Source organism: Citrobacter sp. C1 (genome assembly GCF_014596895.2).
In the GTDB taxonomy this organism is placed as follows: Bacteria; Pseudomonadota; Gammaproteobacteria; order Enterobacterales; family Enterobacteriaceae; genus Citrobacter; species Citrobacter gillenii.
On sequence record NZ_CP115035.1, the window covers coordinates 3,109,510 to 3,134,238 of the forward strand.

The following is a 24,729-nucleotide window of genomic DNA, read 5'->3' on the forward strand; positions in this document are numbered from 1 at the left end:
GGCTAAATTTGGTCATGTTTTGGTTTTAACCCTCGCAATATAGAAGTATTATTTTAAGATTAATCTACTTCCCCTCCTTTCCCTCGCCATTCTTTCGGCGTATGCGAAAAATCATGTTTAAGGTTATTGCCCATGGAGTTATGGATATTTATAGCGGCGATTTACGTAATTTACTTATTGTTTTTCAAGAAGAAAAAGAATAAATCCGCAGGATCTTATGCCTCCAAAACCGTGAAAGCGCCACCTAAAGAATGGCTTGCTGATATCAAGAAAAAAGAGGCTGTTGTGAGAAACGATGACAGTGAAGATGATGTTCTGGCGAGCTTTACGTTGAGCGGCGATCGGAGTGTCGATTACAGAGCAGCAACGATTCAACGTCGGAGCCCTTCAAAAACGACGGGGACTTTGGCTCGATGGGTGCTACCTGGTGAGGTGACCATTGTAGGTGGTGTGGAGATCACCGGTGGTTACTTCTATTTAGGTCAGCGGATGAAGCCCACCGGGCAGAGCTTAAGCGAGTATTATGATGATGGCACTGAGGCATCATTAATTGACGACACGCTCAACATTTACCCAAAACATTATCTTTACGAAGATACTTCATTGGGATATTGGCCCAGTTATTCCTCGCTTTCACCTGATGCGCGCGGTGCGTATCTCAGTTGGCTGTCCAGCGACAGGCGTGACGCGTCATGCTCAGTAGGTTACGTTTTTATCTATCTGTATGGCCTAGAGAGAAAAGCACTGGTTGACAGCCGGGATGGTAATACACCTGACGCTGAGTTCCGCAATCTGTTTAATGAAGTCTGCCGGTTAAGATCGGTATTCATTGAGAATCGCTCCTTCCGGAATTACTCGTCCCAGTTACTTGAAGCAATGTCTATTCTGCGCCCGGACATTGGTCTGGTCGCAGATCTTGGCCAAGGTTCGAGTTTCAGCAATCTTATGCTGTTTAAGTTAGCTTTAGCAAAGGCTGTGGACGCTGGAGTTCCTGTATCAGCCGATCTGGCGCTGAGGTGGATAATAAATCATACAGAGTATGCGTTGCGAACTCCCGCCCGCCGCTGCGCGAATGAATTTGCTGCGCTTTTCAAACGGCGCTATACCCTCAAATACGGTGAGGGGATGGTTGTCAAACCTAATAAAACACGACTACGATTGGATTACACACCAGCAAGCCCCAGTCTGCGCGGCTTTCGTCTTCCTGTTCCAGACTTGCCTGATCCTAGTGCATTGAAGGGCCCAGTCCAGAAAATCATGACACTTGCAGAGATCTGTACAGATGAACTGGATGCTTACAGCCGCTACCTTGGCAGAAAAGGTACGTCAGAAAATGACACTGCTGCAATTATGTTGCTGCCAGTGGAAATCATTAACGAAAGCGCTGGAAAAGTTTTAAATACATTCAAACGCTGGGCTGATGAAGTGATCGCGAGTCGCAAGGGGTTAACCACCGCTGCTGACTTCTGGGTACACATGGGAGCCAATTGCCCGGCAAAAATTAATAAAAAAGAGGCCGACCTGATGCAAGCCTTTGCCCTGAAAATGGGCTATTGCCTGGCACCGGATCCGTTTTACCACCATGTGAAAGCAGAAGCTGACGGCGCGCTGGTTTTATTTGCCGCTAGTGAGGGTGCGCGCTTCTCACCATCTCCGGCATTTCTCTCAGCGGTAATGACACTAAGACTTGGGTCAATGGTAGCCTTAACCGACAATAGCCTTGATCAGGCCGAGCAGAAAGTGCTGGAAAATGCGATCGACCATAATTCTGGCTTTAACGAAAATGAAAAACGCTCCTTACATGCGTATTTAACGTGGCAGCTTCATACCCCGGCCAATATGACGGGAATGAAAAATAGAATAGCGCCGCTGAGTACGATGGAAAAATTAGCAGTAGGTAAGGTTATCGTCGGAGTAGCCTGCTCTGATGGGAGAATTGAGCCTGCCGAAATTAAACAGTTGGAAAAGATTTATTTGAGCCTGGGACTGGATCCATCAACTATTTCCGGCAACATCCATCAGCATTCGACGACAGAGGTAATCCCGCAATCGTCCGCATCAGCAAGTCTTGGGGCCACTGAATTCACGCTGGACGCCAACGTACTGGCCCACCATGAATCGGCTACAAACGATGTTCGTAAATTACTTAGCGCAATTTTTACCGAGGACGAGCCGGAATTTCGTGAGAGCGCTCCCGTAACCGGGGCGCAAGAGGGTGGCCTTGACAGTGCACATAAACAACTCTACCACAGCCTTCTGGAGAAGAAGCAATGGCCCCGGAAAGAGGCGACAGAACTTTGCGAAAATCTTAATTTGATGCTCAGCGGTGCGCTTGAGGTTATCAATGACTGGTCCTATGCAGTGGTTGATGCACCAGTAATGGACGATGCCGATGATGAGATCTGGGTAGACCTGGAAATTGCCAAAGAACTAGAGGGATAGTTGATGTCTGTGACACGCATAAGAGTTAAAGAACGGGATGCTATTATCCAATCACTGAAGTCTGGTGTAACGCCAAGAATAGGCATTCAGCACATCCAGGTGGGCCGGATGAATGAGATAACGGCCCTCCACAAGGATATTGAGCGGATAGCGGACGGCGGCGCAAGCTTCAGACTTATCATCGGTGAATACGGATCGGGCAAAACGTTCTTTCTGAGCGTGGTACGTTCTATTGCACTTGAAAAAAGGCTGGTAACAGTCAGTGCAGACCTTTCCCCCGACAGGCGCATTCACTCATCGGGAGGTCAGGCGCGCAATCTCTACTCAGAGCTTATGAAAAACATGTCCACCCGCAACAAACCTGATGGTAATGCGTTACTCAGTGTTGTGGAGCGGTTCGTCACGGAGGCGAGGAAGGAGGCTGATGCGGATGGCGCTCCAGTCTCGTCGGTTATTCACCAACGCCTGGCTGCTCTGTCAGACTTGGTGGGGGGATATGACTTTGCTAAAGTCATCGATGCCTTCTGGCGCGGACATGAACAGGATAACGAGACGTTAAAATCCAATGCCATTCGCTGGCTGCGGGGCGAATACACCACAAAAACCGATGCCCGCAACGATCTCGACGTCCGGACGATTATCTCAGATGCCTCGTTCTACGATTCACTGAAGCTGGTAAGCCTGTTTGTCCGTCAGGCAGGCTATGCCGGATTACTGGTCAACCTCGACGAGATGGTAAACCTTTATAAGCTGAACAACACTCAGGCGAGGACGGCGAACTATGAACAGATCCTGCGGATCCTGAATGACTGTCTGCAGGGTTCTGCAGAGAATATTGGTTTTGTTCTTGGAGGCACGCCAGAATTCCTGTTTGATCCGCGTAAAGGGCTTTACAGTTATGAGGCGCTGCAATCACGTCTGGCGGAAAATCGGTTCGCTCAGAAGGCAGGTGTGATTGACTACTCGTCACCCACGCTACATCTTGCCAGTCTCACCCCAGAGGAATTGTATATTTTACTGAAAAATCTTCGCCATGTTTATGCAGGCGGAGAGCCAGAGAAGTATCTGGTATCGGATGATGCACTTACCGGTTTTCTGCATCACTGCAGTAAAACCATAGGGGATGCTTACTTCCGTACCCCCCGAAATACCATCAAAGGTTTCCTGGACATGCTGGCCGTGCTTGAACAAAACAGCTCGATAAACTGGCAGACGCTAATCTCGGGTGTGGCAATTGAAGATGACAGGCCCAGCGATATGGATGACGACATTGCACAGGATGAAGATGATGATGACGGCCTGGCCAACTTCAAATTATGAGCAGCGCTTACGATAGTCTCGATCCCCGCGTTCGTAGGTGGGTTTATAAGCAGGGCTGGTCTGCATTAAGGCCCCTGCAAGAGAGCGCTATCCCGGCAGTTTTAGCCCGTGACCGGGACGTGCTAATTAGTGCAAGCACTGCAGCGGGTAAAACAGAGGCTTTCTTTCTGCCTGCCTGTTCAGCAATTGCAGGTATCACTAACGGGTTTGGTATTGTTTATATCAGCCCACTTAAGGCGCTGATTAACGACCAGTACCGTCGTCTTGAGAGCCTGGGCGAGGCGTTGGATATGCCGGTGACGCCCTGGCACGGTGATGTACCACAAAGCAAAAAGAAGAAAATCCGCACTAACCCGTCTGGCATCTTGCTTATTACACCGGAATCACTTGAGTCTTTGCTCATAAACTCATCTGGCTGGCTCAAACAGGCGTTCTCGCCAGTGGCCTACATTGTTATTGATGAGTTTCACGCTTTTATTGGTTCTGAACGCGGCATGCAACTACTCTCGCTGCTCAACAGAATTGATCATGTGCTGGGACGTCATGCGAATCCGGTTCCCCGCGTTGCATTGAGCGCTACGTTAGGAGAACTGGATAAGGTGCCTGAACTGTTGCGTCCGGATAAGCGATTGTCCTGCGAAACTGTGACAGACAATAATAGCTCGTCCACACTGCAGGTGCAGGTCAAAGGCTATCTCGAGCCAGTGACTAAAAAGGGAGAAGAACCTCAACGCTCAGCAGAAGAACAGGTCTGCGCTGACATCTTCAGACTCTGCCGTGGCGACTCCCATTTAGTCTTTGCAAACAGTCGAAAGCGCACTGAAAGCATTGCGGCGACGCTGAGCGACATGTGTGAGGAAAATGTTGTTCCAAATGAATTCTTTCCCCATCACGGATCCTTGTCCAGGGAATTACGCGAGACGCTTGAAGCCCGTCTACAGCAGGGGAATTTGCCCACAACAGCAATCTGTACTATGACGCTTGAGCTGGGTATTGATATAGGTAAGGTGCAGTCAGTTATACAGGTCACTCCTCCGCATTCCGTCTCCAGCTTGCGTCAGCGTATGGGCCGGTCAGGGCGACGCGATTCTCCATCAGTTCTGAGAATGCTGATCTCTGAACAAGAACTTACCGCAACCAGCAGCATTGTAGATCACTTGCGGCTGCAGCTTGTCCAGTCGATGGCGATGATCAGATTGATGATCTCTAAGCGATGGTTCGAACCGGCAGATACTCGCCAGATGCACTACTCCACACTGCTGCACCAGATTCTTGCGATCACCGCGCAATGGGGCGGAGTTCGAGCCGATCAACTTTGGACGCAATTATGTCAGACCGGTCCGTTCCGAAACATTGACGTAAATGATTTCAAAAATCTGCTTAAGCATATGGGGGCAAACAGCCTCCTCACACAACTTGCTAGTGGAGAAATGGTTATCGGGGCTGAGGGGGAGAAACTGACTAACCATTATACATTTTACGCGGTGTTCAATACTCCAGAAGAGTTCCGCATTGTCACAGGAAACCGCACCCTTGGCACAGTGCCTGTGGACTCCCCTCTTCTACCTGACCAGCATATAATCTTCGGTGGACGACGCTGGAAAGTGATAGAGCTCGAGGTGGAAAAAAAAGTTATCTATGTTGAGGCGACCAAAGGCGGCCAGCCTCCACAGTTTAGTGGTGGGGGTATGTCTGTACATGATGTTGTTCGCCAGGAGATGCTCGCTATCTACAAGGAACATGATTACCGCATAGCCATAGGTAGTAAGAGAGTCGATTATGCAGATGCCACCGCCAAAAGCCTTTTTGCAGAAGGGTGTAACAACTTTAACCGTTACAATCTGCAAAACTCCCATTTTATTTCCGACGGCCAGCGTAGTTACGTTCTCCCCTGGATGGGGGATAAAGTCGTTAATACGATAGCGGCCTTGCTCATGCGTAGCAGCTTCATAGCTAGTTCATTTGCCGGTGTTATAGAGATAGAACATGCAAGTTTATCCTCGATCCAATATGCGCTAAAAGAAATGCAGTTGTCGGGCTTGCCTTCAGCGTCTGAGCTCGCTGCAGATGTTCCAGAAAAATATCTGGATAAATATGACGATTATTTGCCGGAGTCCCTACTTACGAAAGGGTATGGAGCGAAGGCGTATGACATAGAAGGCACGCAGATCTGGCTACAGAACAATATGCTGTAATCTATTTTCATAATAAGGGCATAAAGAAATTATTTACACCCTAAATTATTCGCAGACTTTTTTTATTTGCCTGTGGATTTGCTAGGTTTTAGCTCCGGCGTATTACCGGGAGCACTCAACTGGTAGAAGGTCAAAACCTGTCTTTGGTATGCGTGAACAACATAATTTTGCGTCATTAGCACTTTTTTAAGAAGTGGTATCGCTCTAAGACATTGTTGTGATGGTAATGATAAATAAATTAGCCAATGGCAGGTTGAAAGGTTAATATTACTAATAACGTATCTTTAGGCTAACTACAAACTTAATGACTTTATAGCAGGTGCATAGTTAAATGTAATTTATTTTAAGTTGTTATGTAGAACTGCTATAGCTGATATAAAAGGAGAGTAAAGTTGCTAGAGTTTATCGTCTTAAATAAAAAATTAATCAGCTCAATGAAAAGTAAAAACACTGTTTACTTAACATTTTCTACTTGGAATGATTATTCTTATCGAACTCTATTTAATATGGATTACATGGATTCCAATGGTAAATTGCATGAGATTGGTCAGATTAAAATAGGATTCCGAAAACAAATTGTGGACATTCCAACTTTAGATAAAATGCAGAAAAAATTTGTAAAACTCGAACAAGACTTTTTTAGTCTTGCGGAAAGCCCCGAGTTTTACGAGAAACTTTACTCCATTGATAAAGAATTGTGCAAGGTAATATTAAAAAAATTAAACTGTGTCGTCCTGAGTAAAAAGGCTATGCAGATTGCAAAAAATGAGGATGTATTTAAAACATCCTTACTAAGGGATGTTAATATAAATACCATTCATGGCCAGTTTTTAAGGATTATAAATGGAGAGAGACTGCTTACCGAATTTGATTTTCAATTCGTTAGGAAAAATCATTTATTCTCCGATTTGAATATTGAGTTTAATGTCGAGCCCTATTCCTTGCCACCGAGTAATATACACGCAATTATCGGTAGAAATGGTCTTGGTAAGACTACTCTACTAAATGAGATGGTCGATTCTATTGTAGGAAAGGAAAAACCCAAAAATGCTTATTTCGAAGAGGCTTATGCAGGAAGGATAACAGATGGCTATTTTAGCACTGTTATTTCTGTATCTTTCAGTGCGTTTGATCCCTTTACGCCATTCAGTGAGCAAAGTGACCCCCTCCTTGGTACATGTTATTATTACATTGGCCTAAAAAAAAGTGATAGTTTTAAAGATGAGATTGGCAATCTTGAGGACATACGTAACCTCAGAAAGAAGTGTGCTACATCAGTTTACAACTGCTGTTCTGATGATTCAAAAAGAGATGCGTGGATAACTGCCATAAACAACTTAGAGTCCGATACGAATTTTCGAGATCTAAATTTAAAGGACATAGCCAATTTATCCGGTAATATATTAGTAAATGACTGCATAAATCGGATGGAAAAAATGAGTTCCGGTCATGCTATTGTTTTCATGATAATCAGTAGCCTTGTCGAGAAAGTGCAAGATAAAACATTGGTTTTATTCGATGAACCGGAAAGTCATTTGCACCCGCCACTTCTGTCAGCTTTTATACGCGCATTAAGTAATCTACTATCCAGAAGAAATGGAATCGCAATCATAGCAACTCATTCACCGGTTGTGGTACAAGAAGTTCCCAAAAACTGCTGTTGGGTCTTGACGCGTTTTGGGGATGAAATGATATATGATAGACCTTCAATAGAAACATTTGCTGAAAACGTTGGCACTTTAACTAAAGAGGTATTTAAATTAGAGATGGAGCAATCCGGCTTTCACAAACTTCTCAAAGAGCAAGTTGATGATGGGCTTTCTTTCGAAGATGTTATAATAAAATTCAAAAGAAAGATTGGCTTTGAAGGGCAGGCAATATTGATGAGCATGATTATGCTCAGGGACAAGACAGTCAACATCAAAAGTTCTGATGGAGGCGAAGATGAATAGAATTGCATACCCAAATATAAAATGTGCTGATGTTTTTAGTACATGCTTGCTGTCGGTAAGTAATAATAATCAAGATTATATAAACAGATTGCAAAACATTGCGAACACTGTATCTAGAGAATGGGTACTGTTTGATGCTCGCTGCGCTCCTAAAAACTTTCATTTACTTACGCCTTGTTCTGCCAGAAGACCTGAACAAATAATTGCAGAAAACGTCACAAAAAAAGATCTAAAGGATCTTTATACTCTTCACATGTTGAAGACAGATAGTGCGTCGAGGAAAGTTTACGATAAATTAAGAGCATGTTCGAAGGGACTTTGTCCATTGTGCGGAATACACGGTGTAGACTCACTAGATCATTATTTACCTAAAGCGCGCTATCCACTTTTATCTGTTAATCCAAAAAATCTTATACCTGCTTGTATGCACTGTAATGGGTCTAAGTCAGAAAGTATATGTGAAGTTGCCTCAGACCAAACACTTTACCCTTACAATGATGACCAAAAATTTTATCAAACAGATTGGATCTCTGCTAGTATAACAGCAAATTATGGTATTCTAACTTTCGATTTTCATGCCGATCCTCCTCAAGGATGGATGAAAGTTGAACGTGATCGTGTAACAAATCATTTTATAAAATTTGAACTGCGCCAGAAATACGTACTTAATGCAGCACAGTTTGTGTCAACAATAACTTCAGATATTAGAAGGTTACTGTTAAATGGTAATCATTTGACGGTGCAAGACCACTACGCAGATTTAGCCAGAAAACAAAAAAACAATTCTACCCTAAGAGTTGTTTATAATGCTATTGCTAAAGATGCAAATATTTGCGGCGGAAGATTTTAGTTCTAAAGTGCATTTTTAATTATGAAAACCATCAGCATGATGGCTGGTGGTTTTTCAATTTCAATATGGTGATATTTTTGTCAAACGTTATTAATTCCTCATAGCCATGATATTTAGTGCCATCATTATTTGGCTGTAATACATGAATAATTCTTTCATATTCTAGACCCAATTCGCTTTCAAGACTTTTCTTTATTCTCTTTACCCTGTCATAATCTGGTAAAGCATAACATTATCCTGATATGCTCCCCATAACCAACATGGTACGATGTTAACCACTTCCGCTTCTGGCACCGAGCCGGCTGCTGCAGCTGTGCTGGTAGGCTATGAGCCAAGAACGGACGCTCATAACATCCGTTAATGTTCGCGTTCAGAATAATGGGGGGCCAGTCCAGTAAAAAAGAAAAACTGCCTAGATATATAAGGGAAATTCATAACGAAAATTTAGAAAGTTATTTTCAAAAGAATTGATCTCCCGTTTATGAAATTGCTGGAGATTAGCTGGCACTTGGAATTAGTGCAGAACGCTCGTCAACCTCTGCATACTCGCCCGCAAACCATTCGTAATGTACTTTTGCAATAATTGAAGTTGGAGGTTCTTTGTTTTCAATAATAATAACTTGTATAGTTTCCGGTAATTGGGCCAATGAATTCCAGAATCCAGTTTCGACACCCGCAGATATTGGTTCGTCTGAGCCTGATACTTTTGCTGCCCCTTTCTTCTTATAGCTGGTTAACGGTGAGTCTATTACGACCAACCCGGGGTGCGGCCGTCCATTGTTAACACAGTACTTTAATAATCCAATGATAAAGGCCGAATAGAGAATCGCGCGGACTCCCTTGCCGTGTGACTGACGAGGCTGACCGTCAACGATGATATCGTACTCTTTCTCATCGAAGGCAACTCGAGGTTTAGAGCCCCATTTCCAGTCGGTTAAAACTGCTTCAACTTCAGTGCAAAGGCCAGTTAGTGATAGAGAAGAAAGCCCTTCCCATTCCAATTTTGGTTGGTTGTCTTGGGTAAGCGATTTTTGGATACCTAATTTGAGCTTATGTAATTCGCCCCATCTTTGAAAATCAATAATCTCGGCGTCTCTTTCGGATCGGTACTCAAGCAGTTTTTCGAGGCGCTCTAGTCTGCGAGCAAGCAGAGGTGTTAAGTTACGAGTGAGATCTCTCCGTAGATTCGCAAGCAAGTTCTGAGCATTGTCCTTCTCTTGCTCTAGTTCTTCTTTTCTTTGAACGAGATTAGCAATTGCTTTTTGGAGATCCACCAAGTACGCATGGATCTTTGCAGCTTCCGCTGTTGCAGAACGCCGAATTTTATCGCTATTCAACAGCGTCTGCGTTTTTTCGCTGTGATAATGTTCGAGAGTTATATTTTGCCCACAGAGAGAGCAAGGAACCTCTTGGAGTGATTCAAAGTAATGAGCTCCCTCCGCAAGAAAGTCTAACCGCTTCAGATCGGAGTGGTATCGCTCTCCGAGCAAGCTATATCTTATTTGGATTTCAGCGACACCCAGTAACTGAGATTCAGCTTTTAGACTCAGTGCTGTTGTTTCCTGTATTTCCTCGTGTAAGCGGGAAATATCGGTTGTTGCTTTTTTTACCTCTTCAGATAATGTTGCGATCACATCATCAAGCTCATTATCATATTCATGATCGAGCGGAGGAGTATCCGACCTGGCCCCAAAGCGTTCTTCAAGCGGTTGAATCATCTCTTGCACAATCTCAAACTTTGCTTGCAGCCGCGCTCTTACAATTTCAGTTTTTTCTTCAGCAACAATTCCATCATCATCTATGCCGGTGAGAATATACGAGAACATACGTTTTCGAGCAGTATCATCGTAACCGGAGCGACCAGTTACTGGCGAGAATTCATCGATGATGGATACTTCATCAATCAGAAATAGCGGGGCAAGCGTACGGATGGAGAGGCGTTGCGTTGCGCCACGTGCATTCTTACGCAGCTTAGCCTCCTTAATTCCTGCGAAAGGGAAAAGTATAGATGTAACATCAGGCCCTACGCTCTTGCCTTTGCGAACAGGTGCTATCGACTCTCCTTTTCCATCAATGCTGTGAATTGGAACATAATGAGCAGCTAGCTTTCCGCCATCCAGTGCACGAGTTAGCGTTAGCACCTTATTTTTGGAATTTTCTAACTCAACGAAAAGGTGTGTATAAGCAGCCGCCTCTTTAGGCTTTTTTTTAAGTTTTTCGGCACCAAGAATATAATCTAAACAGCTAATAAGGTAACTCTTTCCGGTATCAGACTCCCCCGCCAGAATGTTCGCGCCCTTATCGAAGTCCACATAAGCATCTTGAATGCCATTTCCACGTAGAAGTATTTTTCTTATCCGGAACATTTTCACAAATCCAATAAGTCTATTGCAGTCAATCGATCGAATTCAGAGCCCCATCGACCTACATTTTGTGTCATAAATGAAGCAAGTTCTTCATTTGAAAAGTGACAAAACTGTTTCGTTACCCACGTGGCACGTTCTGCAAGTTCACTTGCATAAGAAGACTCGAGGAGCTGCACAAATCTTCCAGTCAACTCGGAAGCCTGATATAGAATCCCATCAGGGGAAAAAAACACCTCGATCAATTCCCTCGATAACATGAGATTAAGCCCTGCTTGAATTGAACCACGTTTCACAAGTAGCTCAGCTCCCCTATGAGGAACAGCCGGATGAAGACTCTTCGGCCCATTTTGCACATCGCTGGTATGTACAAGAAGGTAGTCATAAGAAACTATTCTTTGTAGGTCCATAGCCATGTTACCAGCTGCGTTTAATATGAATAACACACGGAACCCATACTCCAGAGGGGAGTTGAAAGGTCTATCTTCGAAGTGTCTCTTTATTTCTAGTGTTTCAATCATGGTTTGCACCAATCAATCACCTTATTGTTGGCTAATTGATGGCACATCCCTTCACGGTCCTTACTTGTGACGTGAGCGGCAAGCGGATGTGCACCAAGCTGTAAAGTTTGAGCTGCCTTTACGGTACTTTTCAAACGGACCGATGGTGTCCCTTCGTTATCTGTGTATGTGTAGTACAACCCATTATTGAACTCATCCAGTAAGGTATTAAAGAATGTTTGATTAGCCATCTGATCTCTAGCAAGTTCCTTCAATCCTTCCGCACAATAAAAGGTAATCCGAGAACGTTCGAAAAGTTTTACGTGACTAATACTCTTTTCAAAATCAGCGAAGGTCCGAACTGGATTTGCTATATCATGGCTAATGACGGCGTACAATTGCTCAATATATGCGGTCTCTATAGGGTCAACTGCTGATGGCGGAGCCTCGGGCGGATCACGTTCAATTAGAGGTGCTCCAAAGACCGTGAGATGAAATGAGGTCTTTCTATGTTCTTCGAGTAATTCATGTGGTTGCTTTGCACGGAAAATGCTGAAATCAAATTTTTTAATATAGCTTTGGAGTTCTATTGTCAGGGGGATTTCATATTTTGATGTAATCGTTTTGGCATAAGACCTCCATCCTGAAAGAATCGCCTGCTTGAGTTTTCCTGGGTCGTCGAGAAGGTCTTGAAATGGCGACGTGACACCTTTGTGTGTAACAAAGTAGTATTCTTCAGGTACTGTGTAGTCACTAATAAAAGTATAATAAATGACTTTTGCAATTTCGACACCAGCCTTTGGAAGGCCTAAATTAGCATCATAATGTTTACATTGGTACAGGTGCCATCGCCGCGGTGAAATATTTGTTGGGTCAAGCCAAACAATTATGTCCCGTCCCTTATCCCCAGCACCACCACGCTGCTGAATTTCATTTACATATTGCTGCCTTGCAAGGTAATCAGATGCCCATTCGAGAGTGAAACGTTCAAATTCAGCGGCACTAAATTGCGACAGACGAACAAGAGGCGCGATAGGTAGTCCTACACCTAATCCAAGCAGCCGAGCATTAGCGCCTGGCCATGGTGTCGGTGCAGACAATCCGCTAAATGTAGTGCGAAGACCCTGTTTTATTTCCTCTGTCACTACACTCTCCATGCCGAAGTGATACATCAAGGTTTTTTTTAGTCAAGTTCATTTCAAAAAATTACCACACTGGTAAATGAATAGTAAGTACCTATCTCCTATTTTAGTAATGTCCGCTTCACGCCCTGAGCAGACAATCAGACTTCTTTGGACACAGTTCTCTTAGGATAGGATCTTGAATGTTCACTCTAGCTACGCTCACCCTTACAGGAAACACAATAGTAACGATCACCACATGTAGCGGAACGCTCAAACCAGCTTTATTTAACCCGCAACTATTGGTGGTCATTTTGGTGGTCTTGACAGCTTCGCAATTCAAGTTTAGCCTATTTATTAGCCATTTACTGGCAAAGGCGATCCCAGTCAGAGGAGCCAAATTCTTGTTTTCGTGCAGCTTCATTAATACCTGTATGGTTTTAATACAACAGCTTAGCGTGAAAACTTCTCCTGATGCATTTTGATTTTATCCTCCGCATCGGGAAAAATTGGTGGTCAAATCTGGGGTCCGGTTCGTTCTATTATGGAGTGACCCCATATGTCTCTTACCGACACCAAAATCCGCAATCTCAAACCATCTGATAAACCCTTTAAGATTTCTGACTCTCACGATCTGTATCTTCTGATTAAACCGGGCCGACTCACGTCACTGGTATCTCAAGTATCGTAGTGACGGCAAAGTGAAAAGAGAAAAAGCAGTGCGAAGAGATCCATGCGGCGATTGTGATCAGTGCTCACAATCGCCGGACCGCTTTTCGGCAGTCTCTCACGAGATTTAACAAGCAGACCCAGCCACCGCCACAGCCAGACAGCTCTATTCGAAAATGAAACGTTACCAGAAACGTTTTCTGAGTGCGGTTTCAATCTCGATATCAACGCAGTAGAACTGCAAAATCACCCACACGGCATCGACCAACGCCTCGGTCAACGCCGGATAATCATCATTAATGATGGTGTTGATTTGCTCGACGGATTCATCAAGATATTCCTGAATAATCTCTTCAAATTCCTCTTTGGTCGCTTGATTGCGAAAAAAGCTGAAGGTATCCAGTTTTTCAATTAACAGATCGAGTTGTTCTTCAATACCGTTTAACTGCGCAGGCGTGACGTCAGGATCACGGGCGATCAGTGTAAAAAAGCTCTGCACTTTGGCTTTAAGTTCGATAATCGTCGGAAGATGAAGTTTATCCGATGCCGCACTGCTGGCCTCAGGTCCGGTTTTTGTTACGAACGGCTGTGGTTCTCCTGCCCCGACGCCAGCTTTAACTTCGGTATGGGGTAAGGCTGGCTCGACTACTTCGCTTTCTTCTTCAGTTGGGAGTGACGTAACCTCTTGCGCCGTTTCGCCGTTGATATGTTGGCGTAGACGACGGTGGAAATAGCTCTCCGGCTCTGCAAAGACAAGCGCGTGTTCACGTTGTGCCTGGCTATACGGCACCATCTGGAGAAGTGCTTCAAATATCTCTTTATGATCCAATTCGATTGCCGCCACGAGTGGACTGTTACCACGGCAATTCTTTACGGCCAGGTCAGCACCATACTGCTGTAATAACTTCAGGATCCGCACAGCCGTGGATTCAAAACGGGGAAATTCATTTGAGACACCGCCGGTGACGGCGCACAGGGCCGGAGTGAAACCCTCACCATTCTTCACATGCGGGTTTGCCCCTTGCTCCAGGAGCAGTTCGACACAGGATTGAGCACCGTAGTAACAGGCGCACATCAATGGTGTAATTCGTTCATCGACTGAAAACTCTTCGAGTTTTGCGCCATGTTGTAACAGCAACTGAACGGTTTGACGCCGTATTGGGCCGGTTATTGCGTCTATAGAGTAGGTAGAAATCGCTTTATGTAATATCGGCGAGTTATCGAAACCACAATGGGTATGAATATCGCCCCCTTGGTTAATCAGCCATTCAAGGAGTTGACTGCGGCAAGAAATAGCAGCGGCTGAGACAAAGTTAGTATCGTAAATATTGGTCAGGTTTAAATCGAGTCCCTTAGGTAGCAAATACTCCATCACCTGAATGATCGTTTCTTGATCTTCTTTCCATGAACCACGCTGGGTGATAGTCAGTAAGGTCGGTTCTTCCACAGCACCAAATTTCTTATTGATATCGAGACCATACTGTAAAAAGAGATCGAGAAACTGGGGTAAAAACGTTCTGTTTTTTACCATGGGGAAGACCAGTAATCGTAAATTTGACCAAATCAACATCTCATAGGATTCACCTGTATTGACAAATTCACTATTGGGGTCAGCGCCATATTTAAGTAACAGCTCAAGAGCCTGATAGATGTAGTCACGTTGATCGGGGTCAGTATATTTGTCATTGTCCAGGTACTGGCTGATCAACGGTGCCTGGTAAGATTCTGGTGGCGTCATCTTATAGATGCGATTGATATCGACGGTCACCTTAAGCAGTTTCTCGACAATTCTCAAATCAAACTTAGATTTCAGTGCCGCATAGACCAGACTTTTGGCGCGTGAATCGGCTTTCAGTTGTGGCAAATTGTCGAGTAAATATTCGCAGAAGTCCTGTGCGTTGGCATAAACGCACAATTCCAACAAATTGGCGTCATCCCAAAAACTGCTATCATTGGCCATAATGTAGCGTTCTTTTTTAAAGTCAGGAAACCGTTTCACCAACGGCGCAAAGGTTTCAAGCCCCCAAAACTCACTCGCAAAAATAATATTTTCGATCAGCGCAGACGCTTCGATATCCAGCGCAATATCTTTATTTATGATATGTATAAAAAGGTCTTTACTTCTTTCAGAATATAATATCTCCAGCGGAAGATTAAATTCACCATTGGTCCAAAAACTCACAGGCTTATTGATATCTAAATGAGCGTCAAGCAGAAGGTCAATCATATCTCTGCGTTGATAATCCTGGTAGGTATACTGTGGCTCGGGGTGATAAAGGTAATTAAGCCAACAATTATTGTAGCGATTTTGATAATAAAGATCGGCACCTAAAGTGAGGTAAAACCTCACCAACGCCGTATTATTAAACTCAATAGCTGAATGAAAGGCGCTAAAACCATTGCACTCAATTTTCGCCCCTTTATCGAATAAGTATTGTACCAGGGAGATATCTGACTCGGGACTGCGTGAGAGAGGAACCAGAACGTTACAAGGGGAAATATCGGGATCAATAAAATTGATATCCCCTCCATTAGCAAGGTACGTTTCAATTTTTTGTATTTTTTTAGAGGTGGATAGTTTGCTGTCTAAGCAAATTTGCCGTAGCGTGAGTTTACTATCCTTAAAAATCCAGTTCAGCATAAAATTCCTTATCAGGGGCTAATAATCGCAGACGTTCACACACTTTAGTCAATCGTAATTCAGGTCAATCTCGTTGAATTTATTGTCGCGATTCTGAATAACGCGCATCAACCAACGCCATTAACAACGGTCCCGCCTTTTCCAGTTCTTTTAATCCATCCTTAATCCAGACCCCTTTCCCACGCCAGGCCAACCGCGCAGCATGATCAAACTGGTCATAGTCCACCGGATACACCAGCGCCGGAATATTCTTTTGCAAGCAATGCCACATTATTCCTGCACCACCATGGTGAATGACCGCATCATAGTGCGTTAGCCAGTCATCGTAGTTCACCCAGGATACACGGTAGACATTGTCCTGCCGCTGCGATTCCGCTGCACAATGATGCCCATCAGTGAAATGAAAAACCCACTCGGGCAACGTACTTGCCAGCGCGATAACGGCTTGCATTACCGCATCTTTATGCCAGTCCAGATGTGTACCGAGCGTCACCAGCACATGGCGTTTATTTACTTCAAAGGGCGGTGCAACGCCTTGCGATGGCGGCGTGTAGAGTAAAACTAACCGCAGCGGGCCAGCGACGCGGGAATTCGAATGTTTCTTCGCTTAGTGCCAGTATACGCAGCGGCGAGTAAGCACTTTCGCTGCCATCCTGCCGGTACAGGCGCGTGATACCGGTCTGGCGAATAACGTCGCGAAATAGCCAGAACACGGCCAGTTTGAACAGTCGCACCTTTTTACGCTGGAGCGCGTGCCACCCATGCTGAATCGCGTTCTGCGCGGGCATTAATCCGCCGCAATACGCAGGAGCGCCATCGGAGGTTTCCAGCACACAGGGTGACGGCAGACTACTCCACCAGGGGATATCCAACCTGCGACAAACTTCGCCGACAATGGGCAGTGTAAAGTCCGCTATCGCCAGATCCGGCGTACCTTCGCGCAGCCACAGATGTTCCAGTTCATCGGCAAAATTTTTCAATAACCCCACCACGTGGCGAAACTGCCGATACAGCCGCAGCGGATGGGAGCCAACCGCATATTTCGGATTCACCACCTCCAACAGCGGCGTATCGTAATCACCATGCAAAGACAGCCCCATCAGCCCCGCCGCCGCAACAGAAGTAGCCACGCCGTGCGTGCTAATAATCCGCACCTGATAGCGTTCAGACAGCGCCCGCCCCATCTCCAGCACCGGATGTAAATGACCGGAAAACGGCGGTGCCAGCAAATCAATGCGGGTGACACCCGTGGGGATCAGATCAAATAAACGCTGCATCTACGCCCCCTGTTTGCCTGTATCAGCAATAAACCGCCGACACAGCGCCGCCAGTTGCGGCTGTTCAAGATAATTCATATGGCTGCAGGCAATGCGTTGGTCTGCCTGGCGAAACCAGCAACGAGAAATCCAGTCCTGATCGCCTTGTACCAGCAAGTGATGGCAGTCCGGTCGGCGGCCCGCCACCGGTCCAAAAGCAAAAACACTGACGCGCGCCAACCACTCTGGCAGTAAGTGCAGTTGGTTAAACAGTTCCAGTCCGCAACTGCCGGAAAGCAACAACGTATGGCTTGCTGACGCCAGCATCTCCAGCGCCTGTTGTCGGTAGCGCAGGGCAAAGCTGACGTGCTGCGCGCCAAGGTATTCCCGCGCATTGTTGACACTGGCGCGCAGCAGGCCGGTTGCCAGCCATGGCACGGACTGTACGGTCCACGGAAAATTCACATCCACGTGCTGATGGTGGCCGACGACCTGCTGTATAAACGTTGCCTGTGCGGGACTGAGCGAGCAGTTATCCGCACGGCTACGGCCAGTAATAAAGGCAATCTGCAAATCCGGCTTTATCATAGCGACGTAAACCAATCATTGCTGAAAATACGATACCGCCGCGAGCGCCAGTAAATAGTGCGATTCACCAGCGCATTCAGCAAATGGAAAGGCTGAAGTAACTCAGAGAGCAACGACAATAATGGATGCGAGGGGATCTCCACCGCGACCGCACGCTGAACGTAACGCAGCGCCAGATGGTGTATTGCTAATACCCCCAGAAGCAGAGCCGTTTGGGTCGCCCCACCAAAGGCCAGAATCACCAGTGCCCACAGCAACAAAGGGTGTAGCCCCTGCAACAGAAAAATAGCCAGATTGATTGCCGCACTTTTTTCATGCATCAGTAGCGTGGCAAATAGGAACCAGCGATGCATTTGGCGGAAATAGCGTTTAGCATCGGCAACGCTGGTCTGCACGCGCACCGCCGCAGCAGACTGCACAATACGCACGCCATGGCGAGTTAACAGTTTCGCCATCGCCAGATCGTCCGTCAGATGACGTAACACCGGCGCAAAACCACCAACACTCGCCAGCGTTTTACCGTGAATGGCGTAACACATACCGTTCAGCGTCAGTGGCGGCGAAAACGGTAACAGCGGCAAATAGGTCAGGGCTGAGTTGTCGTTAACAAACTGCGCCAGCAAACGGGAAGGCAGGTTATCCGCCGCACGATACCAGGGAAGCGCTGTCACCAGCGTGCTCTCCGTCAGAGCATCCAGCATGTTGCACAATGACTCCGCGCTCAATACTGCATCATCGTCCAGCACCAGAATCACATCACGCGTTACCTGCACCCTCGCCTGTTCCAGCTTAAACAGCTTGGGATTAACGCCCTCTGGCGCCTGAGGAAAGGAGAGAACAGTAATATGCTGCTGGGGATAGCGTACTTGCAAACGCTGCGTGACCCGCGCAGCTTCCGCATCGTCATCGCCATCGCCATCGTCAATCAGCCAAAGAAATGCCGCACCACGCAACTGCCCCACCGTCGAGGCCAGTACACTTTCCAGTGCAGGCTCGCCGCTGAGGATGGGCTGCATGACCATGACCGTATGCAGATCGCCGCCACGCGGCAAACGCAACACCCCACCACCGCGCTGCAGTTGCTGCAATATGCGTGGAACGATGGTGTTATCGTGCGGACCAAACAAACCACGAGGGCGCAGTAGCACAAAGGTAGTGGCGGGGAAACGGGTGACGGCACCGCTAATTTCCTGCTCCGCCTGAAATTTGCTGTTGGCGTAATGGCTGGAAAAAGCGCGCGCACGGTAGCTTTCCGGCAGAACGTAATGATGCTGAAAATCAAAGTAGACCGCAGGGGTCGAAATATGGATAAAGCGCGGTATCTGGGCATGTCCGGCGGCCTGCGCCAACACGCGGGTTGCCAGCACATTGGCGAGGAAAAATTCCGCCTGTTTGCCCCAGGGCGAGGATTCGGCGGCGCAGTGCCACACCGCGTGACAGCCAGTCATTAACCGAATACAGTCATTTTGACGGGCTTGCGTCAGATCCAGCGGGATAAAATGCGCACCGACCTGCGCCAGTTGTAGCGCCTGTGCCGCCAGTCCCGCCTGGCTGTCGTGCAAAGAGGCGTGATAACGATGAACAATACCACAACGTTTTTCCACATAACCCACCGCTTTGCCGAATCTGCTATCCAGTTCGGCAGAGGTGACGCACGTTGACGGTAAGGCAATTCCTGTCGCGATAATCTTGCACTTTGTGACAGACGAGTCAGAGTGTGTTTTTTCCATAAAACCAACTGTTGTCTTATTCCATAGAACATTATTACTTAATCAATTCCAAATTACCCGGGCTGATTTTACTGACTCAAGCGCGGAAGAACCGGAGCGTACACGTAGTACGTGAGGATTCTGAGCACTGCCCAGGTTCGAAATGGCAAGCAAAATAGTCCTAATGGAATAGGCTCTAAGCAGGCTTTTTGCTTTATATCTGATAATCAATCATTACTTCATCATCTGGCTCCATCGCTTGTCGCTTGATCTCCTCCACGGATAACCCTGCATTGCATAACTCGATGAATCGCCAAACGTAATTACGTTGTAATTGACCGCGTTTCAAGCCAAGCCAGACAGTGTTGGCATCGAATAAATGCCGGGTATCAAGACGGGTGAGCGTCCCCTCTTCCTGTTCACCGCTGGATTGCTCCGCCACCAGCCCAATGCCCAGTCCCAGCGCCACATAGGTCTTGATCACATCAGAGTCCTGCGCGCTGAGGATAATATCTGGCAGTAATCCTTTGCGGGCAAATGCCTCATCAATACGTGAACGCCCAGTGATGCCCTGGCGGTAAGTAATAAGCGGCCAGCGAGCAATGGCCTCCAGCGTCAGCGGGGACGTCAGGACTAGCGGATGATCGTGAGGTACGAGCAGGCTGTGATGCCAACGAAACCATGGAAAAGCCACCAATAGGGGATCGCTGCTTAACCGCTCGCTGGCAATACCGATATCTGCCCCACCATTTTGCAATAGTGCGTCGATTTCCTGCGGCGTGCCCTGAATTAACTCCAGGCGAACTTCAGGGAAGAGTTCGCGAAACGCTTTAATCACCGCAGGCAGGCTATAACGTGCCTGCGTATGGGTAGTGGCAATCGTCAGCACTCCGGAAGTGTCATTGGTAAACAGATCGGCAAGTCGGCGAACATTGCTGGCTTCATTGAGAATACGTTCAGCGATAACCAGCAGGGCTTTACCCGGTTCGGTCATACCAAGTAGGCGTTTACCACGGCGGATAAATATTTCGATACCCAGTTCATCTTCAAGCTCGCGAATATGGCGGCTTACCCCCGATTGCGAGGTATAAAGGATATTCGCGACCTCCGTCAGGTTGTAATCCTGACGTGCCGCTTCACGGATGATTTTAAGTTGCTGGAAATTCACTCTACACTCCGGATACATCAGACATTACGCTATTGTTAAAGTCTGATGACCGGCATAACAAATAATAAAAACCTGCATCTTATTCCTGCACGGAATAAGGTTTAACTCACTAACTGCAGTTCACGGTTTTCCAGTGCCGGGCTACCGACAAGCGACAACAGGATCTCTTTCACCGCCTGAGCCTGAGGCGATAAACTCCCCCTGGCCGACACGTTCAACGATAACGGCAAACTCATCGATGGGGTGGTAATACGCGCCATCCAGCCATTTGCCGCATTGCAGAGTGAACGAGCAGCGGACTCCGGTAAAACAGTCACCCCCATGCCACTGGCAATCGCTGCGGTTAAGGTGGAAATAGACTCAATTTCCCCAATCACTTTGGCCGTTAAACGGCGTAATGAAAATGCTTCATCTACACGTAAACGCACCGCGCTGTAATCCCGGGGAAGAAACAGATTCATCTGGGCTACAGCGGCTAAATCAACACTTTGCCCTGGACAATCTCGTGTGCCGACAAGGAAAAGATCCTCTTTTAGCAATGGCTGGCTAGTAATACCTGCGATCGGAGAACGTTCGTAGAGTACGGCCATGTCGAGCTGACCACTGAGCAACTTTTCGTTTAGCGCCGCTCCACTGTTCTCATGCAGGTAGATCAACACCTCTGGCAGTTCGGCGCGCACGGTCTGTAATAACGGCATGGTGATAGATGACGCTGCCGTCCCGGGGGCAAGGCCAATAGACACCTGGCCGCTCAAGGTCTGTCCGATATTACTGACGGCAAGCTGCGCCTGCTCGCACTGCCGCAAAATCGTGCGGGCGTGGGTATAAAGCACCTTTCCAGCGTCAGTCGGTGTCACTCCGCGCTTAGTACGAATCAGCAACTGTTGATCCAGTTCGCCTTCCAGCGTAGCAACCTGTTGGCTCAACGCGGGTTGCGCAATATGCAACACTTCCGCTGCCTGGGTCAGGCTACCAATATCGACGATTTTTACGAAATATTTCAGCCGTCTGAAGTTCATTTTGCCTCCTGTCGGAATACCAGAACCCGTGCTGGCAGTCATGTTCATCAGGTTTGCAAAATGCTTGCCAGTTTCGAGTGAGTACGGGCCACAGCGCTCAGTGCCCGTAAAACAAGGCCTGGAGGTCAATGATAAATATTCTTTACCCTGGCAGCCGTCTTTTCCTCTGCCCCACCACATGCTGTGGCGCACCAGAATAGGGCAACAATCTAAAAAGCGGGAAAGATCGCCGCTTTGTTGATTTTGTCAGCAAACAAACTCGCAATTGCATTTACCCCTTTGACAACACCCGCGCCCCTCGCTAATATGCGCCTCGTTCACACGATTCCTCTGTAGTTCAGTCGGTAGAACGGCGGACTGTTAATCCGTATGTCACTGGTTCGAGTCCAGTCAGAGGAGCCAAATTCTTGTTTTCATGCCGCTTTGCGAATCTCTATGTGATTCAGATTCAATAAGTTAGCGTGAAAAGTCTTCCCGATGCATTTTCAGTTTTCCCTCCGCATCGGGAGAATTTGGTGGTCAGATTTGGGGTCAAGTTGGTTCGATGACGGAGTGACCCCCAAATGTCTCTTAACGACTCAAAAATCCGCAACTTAAAACCATCCGCTAAACCCTTCAAAGTTTCCGATTCTCACGGTCTGTACCTGCTGGTTAATCCAGGCGGTTCACGTCTCTGGTATCTCAAATATCGTATCAATAAAAAAGAATCCCGCCTCGGCTTAGGTGCCTATCCTGATGTCTCTCTGGCTGATGCTCGTCAACAGCGTGACGGTATCCGTAAGCTACTGGTGCAGAATATCAACCCAGCACAACAACGCTCCGCTGAAAGAGCCACTGCGTTGCCAGAAGAAACCTTCAAGTCTGTTGCACTGAGCTGGCATAAAAGCAACAGAGCATGGTCTGAGAATCATGCCGTCCGTCTGCTCGCCAGCATGAATAACCATATTTTTCCGATCATTGGGCATCTACCTGTCTCTGAACTAAAACCACGTCATTTTATCGACCTGCTGAAAGGGATTGAGAAAAAAGGTTTGCTGGAAGTGGCGGCACGAACCCGACAGCATATGTGCAACATCATGCGTCATGCCGTGCATCAGGAGTTGGTTGAACACAATCCGGCAGCAAATCTGGACGGCATTATCGCCCCTCCCGTTAAACGTCACTACCCTGCCCTTCCACTCGAACGACTACCGGAACTGTTGATCCGCATTGAGGACTACAAGCAAGGACGAGAATTAACCCGACTGGCAGTATCACTCACCCTGCACCTGTTCATCCGTTCCAGCGAGCTGCGTTTCGCCCGCTGGTCTGAGATCGATTTCAGAAACAAGATATGGACCATTCCAGCCACACGCGAAGCTATCCCCGGTGTCCGCTATTCCGGGCGTGGGGCGAAAATGCACACTCCACATATCGTTCCCCTCTCCCGTCAGTCCATCACTATTCTGAAACAGATACGGGACATATCCGGGCATCAGGAACTGATATTTCCCGGTGATCATGATCCGTATAAGCCGATGTGCGAAAACACCGTCAACAAGGCGCTGCGGCTGATGGGTTACGACACAAAAGATGAAATCTGCGGCCACGGATTCCGGGCAATGGCCTGTAGCGCGCTGATGGAATCTGGCCTGTGGTCACAGGATGCCGTTGAGCGTCAAATGAGCCATCAGGAGCGCAATAGCGTCCGAGCCGCTTACATCCATAGAGCGGAATATCTCGATGCTCGAAAGGCGATGATGCAATGGTGGTCGGATTATCTGGTTGCTTGTCGAGCGATGTATGTGCCGCCATATATTTGGAAAAAACAGGAGAAAAATAAAAAATAGTTAAACTGTTTCCCAATACTTGGTATCCAGAAAACCGAGTGGTATGAATTGCCAGATTCATCAGGATTATTGCCTGAAATGATTATTCATCCTCCAAAGTGGACATACTAGAGAATGACGAATGCTAAACTGCATAAAACTGGTCTACATCAGAGAACAATCGTGATTAATCATGAAGAACTACAGTTTTCAGCGAGTGCACCGTTGAGTACTCTGGCTCAGGTTATTGGGAGGATTGCTCAAACAGACGGCGATCACATCACCGCTATCCCGGCACTCACACTTCATCGCCGCAAGGCACGTACTGAGCCGTTACATTGTATTTACGGGCTGGGAATAGGCGTCGTCGCCCAAGGTAGTAAACAAGTCACATTAGGGGAAGAAGTCGTCGAATACGGCCCTGGAAAATCCATGCTAACGACTATCGACTTACCCGTCGTTGCACACGTTACGCAGGCCAGTCGGCGGGAACCGTTTCTCGGTTTGATGCTCACGATGGATGTTCGCTCAATTATACAGATTGCCTCTGAAATGGAATTGCCGAAACCGGAAAAAGGCCGCATTTGCCAGCCCATTACTATAGAAAAGCTAGACACTACATTGGTTGACACACTAATCCGACTGGTGAAACTGTTGGATGAGCCTGCCTTAGTACATCGATTGGCTCCGCTGATTCAGCAAGAAATTATTATTCGCTTGCTAACTGGCCCGCATAATGCGCAATTACGTCACTTGGTTGCTACTGGCTCCCCTGGTCATCAAATAGCGAGGTCTGTGGCGTGGCTTAAGCAAAACTTCACGCACCCGTTACGTATGGAGGACTTGGCCTCTAATGCCTATATGAGCCCATCCACCTTCCGGCAACATTTCCGTGCCATCACTGGTATGAGTCCGTTGCAGTACCAAAAACAGCTGCGCCTCCAGCAAGCACGCCAATTAATGCTCAACCAAAATTTCGATGCGGCCCGTGCAGGTGCACTTGTTGGATATGAGAGCGCATCACAATTTAATCGCGAGTACAGCCGTCTGTTTGGGGCTCCGCCGCAACGCGACATTAAACGTATGCGAATAAGTTGATTGGATTAACTCTCTCTTTAACTCTTCTGG

General features: G+C 47.0%; 15 protein-coding genes, 1 tRNA gene and 4 pseudogenes. 10 read left to right on the forward strand and 10 right to left on the reverse strand.

The features are described 5' to 3' along the window. The first annotated feature begins 132 nt into the window (after positions 1 to 132). The 5 genes from IB214_RS15165 (at position 133) to IB214_RS15185 (ending at position 8,759) form a co-directional block, all read left to right on the forward strand. Positions 133 to 2,442 carry a TerB N-terminal domain-containing protein gene (locus IB214_RS15165; RefSeq protein WP_117341834.1) on the forward strand — a complete coding sequence of 770 codons (2,310 nt, stop codon included), beginning with the start codon at positions 133 to 135 and terminating at the stop codon, positions 2,440 to 2,442. A 3-nt stretch (positions 2,443 to 2,445) separates the two neighbouring features. Next, entirely contained in the window at positions 2,446 to 3,762 is a 1,317-nt protein-coding gene (locus tag IB214_RS15170; RefSeq protein ID WP_117341833.1) for an ATP-binding protein, read from the forward strand. Then, positions 3,759 to 5,957, forward strand: coding sequence for a DEAD/DEAH box helicase (locus IB214_RS15175; protein WP_117341832.1), 2,199 nt, complete (start codon positions 3,759 to 3,761; stop codon positions 5,955 to 5,957). Before IB214_RS15170 ends, IB214_RS15175 begins: the two co-directional genes overlap by 4 nt. A gap of 392 nt (positions 5,958 to 6,349) precedes the next feature. Further along, positions 6,350 to 7,909 (forward strand): AAA family ATPase, encoded by a 1,560-nt coding sequence (locus tag IB214_RS15180; protein ID WP_117341831.1) that lies wholly within the window; start codon positions 6,350 to 6,352, stop codon positions 7,907 to 7,909. Beyond that, complete coding sequence (locus IB214_RS15185; RefSeq protein WP_135953031.1) at positions 7,902 to 8,759, forward strand: hypothetical protein; 858 nt, start codon at positions 7,902 to 7,904, stop codon at positions 8,757 to 8,759. The genes IB214_RS15180 and IB214_RS15185 overlap by 8 nt, the downstream gene beginning before the upstream one ends. 497 nt (positions 8,760 to 9,256) lie before the next feature. On the opposite strand, the gene IB214_RS15190 is transcribed toward IB214_RS15185, so the two are convergent. From IB214_RS15190 to IB214_RS15200, 3 genes are read right to left on the reverse strand one after another with little or no spacing between them, the layout of a single operon-like run. After that, a complete protein-coding gene (locus IB214_RS15190) occupies positions 9,257 to 11,125 on the reverse strand; it encodes an AAA family ATPase (protein WP_117341830.1) in 1,869 nt (622 codons plus the stop codon). 2 nt (positions 11,126 to 11,127) lie between these two features. After that, a complete protein-coding gene (locus tag IB214_RS15195) occupies positions 11,128 to 11,643 on the reverse strand; it encodes an ABC-three component system middle component 2 (protein WP_117341829.1) in 516 nt (171 codons plus the stop codon). Further along, complete coding sequence (locus tag IB214_RS15200) at positions 11,640 to 12,767, reverse strand: ABC-three component system protein (protein ID WP_244207854.1); 1,128 nt, start codon at positions 12,765 to 12,767, stop codon at positions 11,640 to 11,642. Before IB214_RS15200 ends, IB214_RS15195 begins: the two co-directional genes overlap by 4 nt. Before the next feature lie 227 nt (positions 12,768 to 12,994). On the opposite strand from IB214_RS15200, the gene IB214_RS15205 reads away from it, so the two are divergent. Then, on the forward strand, positions 12,995 to 13,228 hold the full coding sequence (locus IB214_RS15205; RefSeq protein WP_244207857.1) for a hypothetical protein: 234 nt from the start codon (positions 12,995 to 12,997) through the stop codon (positions 13,226 to 13,228). 74 nt (positions 13,229 to 13,302) lie between these two features. Further along, positions 13,303 to 13,444, forward strand: a pseudogene (locus IB214_RS15210) (Arm DNA-binding domain-containing protein); the annotation flags it as partial. Between the two features lie 152 nt (positions 13,445 to 13,596). Here IB214_RS15210 and IB214_RS15215 read toward each other — a convergent pair. From IB214_RS15215 to nac, 7 genes and pseudogenes are all read right to left on the reverse strand, one after another. Further along, the gene (locus tag IB214_RS15215) at positions 13,597 to 16,053 is read right to left on the reverse strand and encodes an ankyrin repeat domain-containing protein (RefSeq protein WP_117341828.1); all 2,457 of its coding nucleotides are present in this window, start codon (positions 16,051 to 16,053) and stop codon (positions 13,597 to 13,599) included. Positions 16,054 to 16,132: 79 nt separating this feature from the next. Next, positions 16,133 to 17,330, reverse strand: a pseudogene (locus IB214_RS15220) (nucleotide disphospho-sugar-binding domain-containing protein). Beyond that, entirely contained in the window at positions 17,331 to 17,897 is a 567-nt protein-coding gene (locus IB214_RS15225) for a hypothetical protein (RefSeq protein ID WP_117341827.1), read from the reverse strand. Then, a pseudogene (locus IB214_RS15230) lies at positions 17,894 to 18,916 on the reverse strand (glycosyltransferase); the annotation flags it as partial. The pseudogene IB214_RS15230 and the gene IB214_RS15225, both read right to left, overlap by 4 nt. A 90-nt stretch (positions 18,917 to 19,006) precedes the next feature. Then, a pseudogene (locus IB214_RS15235) lies at positions 19,007 to 19,627 on the reverse strand (NAD-dependent epimerase/dehydratase family protein); the annotation flags it as partial. Between the two features lie 193 nt (positions 19,628 to 19,820). Next, positions 19,821 to 20,774, reverse strand: coding sequence for an HTH-type transcriptional regulator Cbl (gene cbl, locus IB214_RS15240; protein ID WP_115258849.1), 954 nt, complete (start codon positions 20,772 to 20,774; stop codon positions 19,821 to 19,823). Between the two features lie 101 nt (positions 20,775 to 20,875). After that, entirely contained in the window at positions 20,876 to 21,793 is a 918-nt protein-coding gene (nac, locus tag IB214_RS15245) for a nitrogen assimilation transcriptional regulator NAC (RefSeq protein WP_115258850.1), read from the reverse strand. 326 nt (positions 21,794 to 22,119) lie between these two features. Here nac and IB214_RS15250 point away from each other — a divergent pair. The 3 genes from IB214_RS15250 (at position 22,120) to IB214_RS15260 (ending at position 24,699) form a co-directional block, all read left to right on the forward strand. Beyond that, positions 22,120 to 22,195 (forward strand) — tRNA-Asn (locus IB214_RS15250). Positions 22,196 to 22,356: 161 nt separating this feature from the next. Further along, the gene (locus IB214_RS15255; protein ID WP_117341826.1) at positions 22,357 to 23,622 is read left to right on the forward strand and encodes an integrase arm-type DNA-binding domain-containing protein; all 1,266 of its coding nucleotides are present in this window, start codon (positions 22,357 to 22,359) and stop codon (positions 23,620 to 23,622) included. A 114-nt stretch (positions 23,623 to 23,736) separates the two neighbouring features. After that, on the forward strand, positions 23,737 to 24,699 hold the full coding sequence (locus IB214_RS15260) for an AraC family transcriptional regulator (RefSeq protein WP_117341825.1): 963 nt from the start codon (positions 23,737 to 23,739) through the stop codon (positions 24,697 to 24,699). The last annotated feature ends 30 nt before the right edge of the window (positions 24,700 to 24,729 follow it).

Coding starts and splice junctions, on each gene's coding strand:
- IB214_RS15185 (WP_135953031.1), top strand. CDS start 7,902: ATGAATAGAATTGCATACCCAAATATAAAATGTGCTGATGTTTTTAGT.
- IB214_RS15165 (WP_117341834.1), top strand. CDS start 133: ATGGAGTTATGGATATTTATAGCGGCGATTTACGTAATTTACTTATTG.
- IB214_RS15170 (WP_117341833.1), top strand. CDS start 2,446: ATGTCTGTGACACGCATAAGAGTTAAAGAACGGGATGCTATTATCCAA.
- IB214_RS15190 (WP_117341830.1), bottom strand. CDS start 11,125: ATGTTCCGGATAAGAAAAATACTTCTACGTGGAAATGGCATTCAAGAT.
- IB214_RS15260 (WP_117341825.1), top strand. CDS start 23,737: ATGACGAATGCTAAACTGCATAAAACTGGTCTACATCAGAGAACAATC.
- IB214_RS15215 (WP_117341828.1), bottom strand. CDS start 16,053: ATGCTGAACTGGATTTTTAAGGATAGTAAACTCACGCTACGGCAAATT.
- nac (WP_115258850.1), bottom strand. CDS start 21,793: ATGAACTTCAGACGGCTGAAATATTTCGTAAAAATCGTCGATATTGGT.
- IB214_RS15225 (WP_117341827.1), bottom strand. CDS start 17,897: ATGATAAAGCCGGATTTGCAGATTGCCTTTATTACTGGCCGTAGCCGT.
- IB214_RS15195 (WP_117341829.1), bottom strand. CDS start 11,643: ATGATTGAAACACTAGAAATAAAGAGACACTTCGAAGATAGACCTTTC.
- IB214_RS15175 (WP_117341832.1), top strand. CDS start 3,759: ATGAGCAGCGCTTACGATAGTCTCGATCCCCGCGTTCGTAGGTGGGTT.
- IB214_RS15255 (WP_117341826.1), top strand. CDS start 22,357: ATGTCTCTTAACGACTCAAAAATCCGCAACTTAAAACCATCCGCTAAA.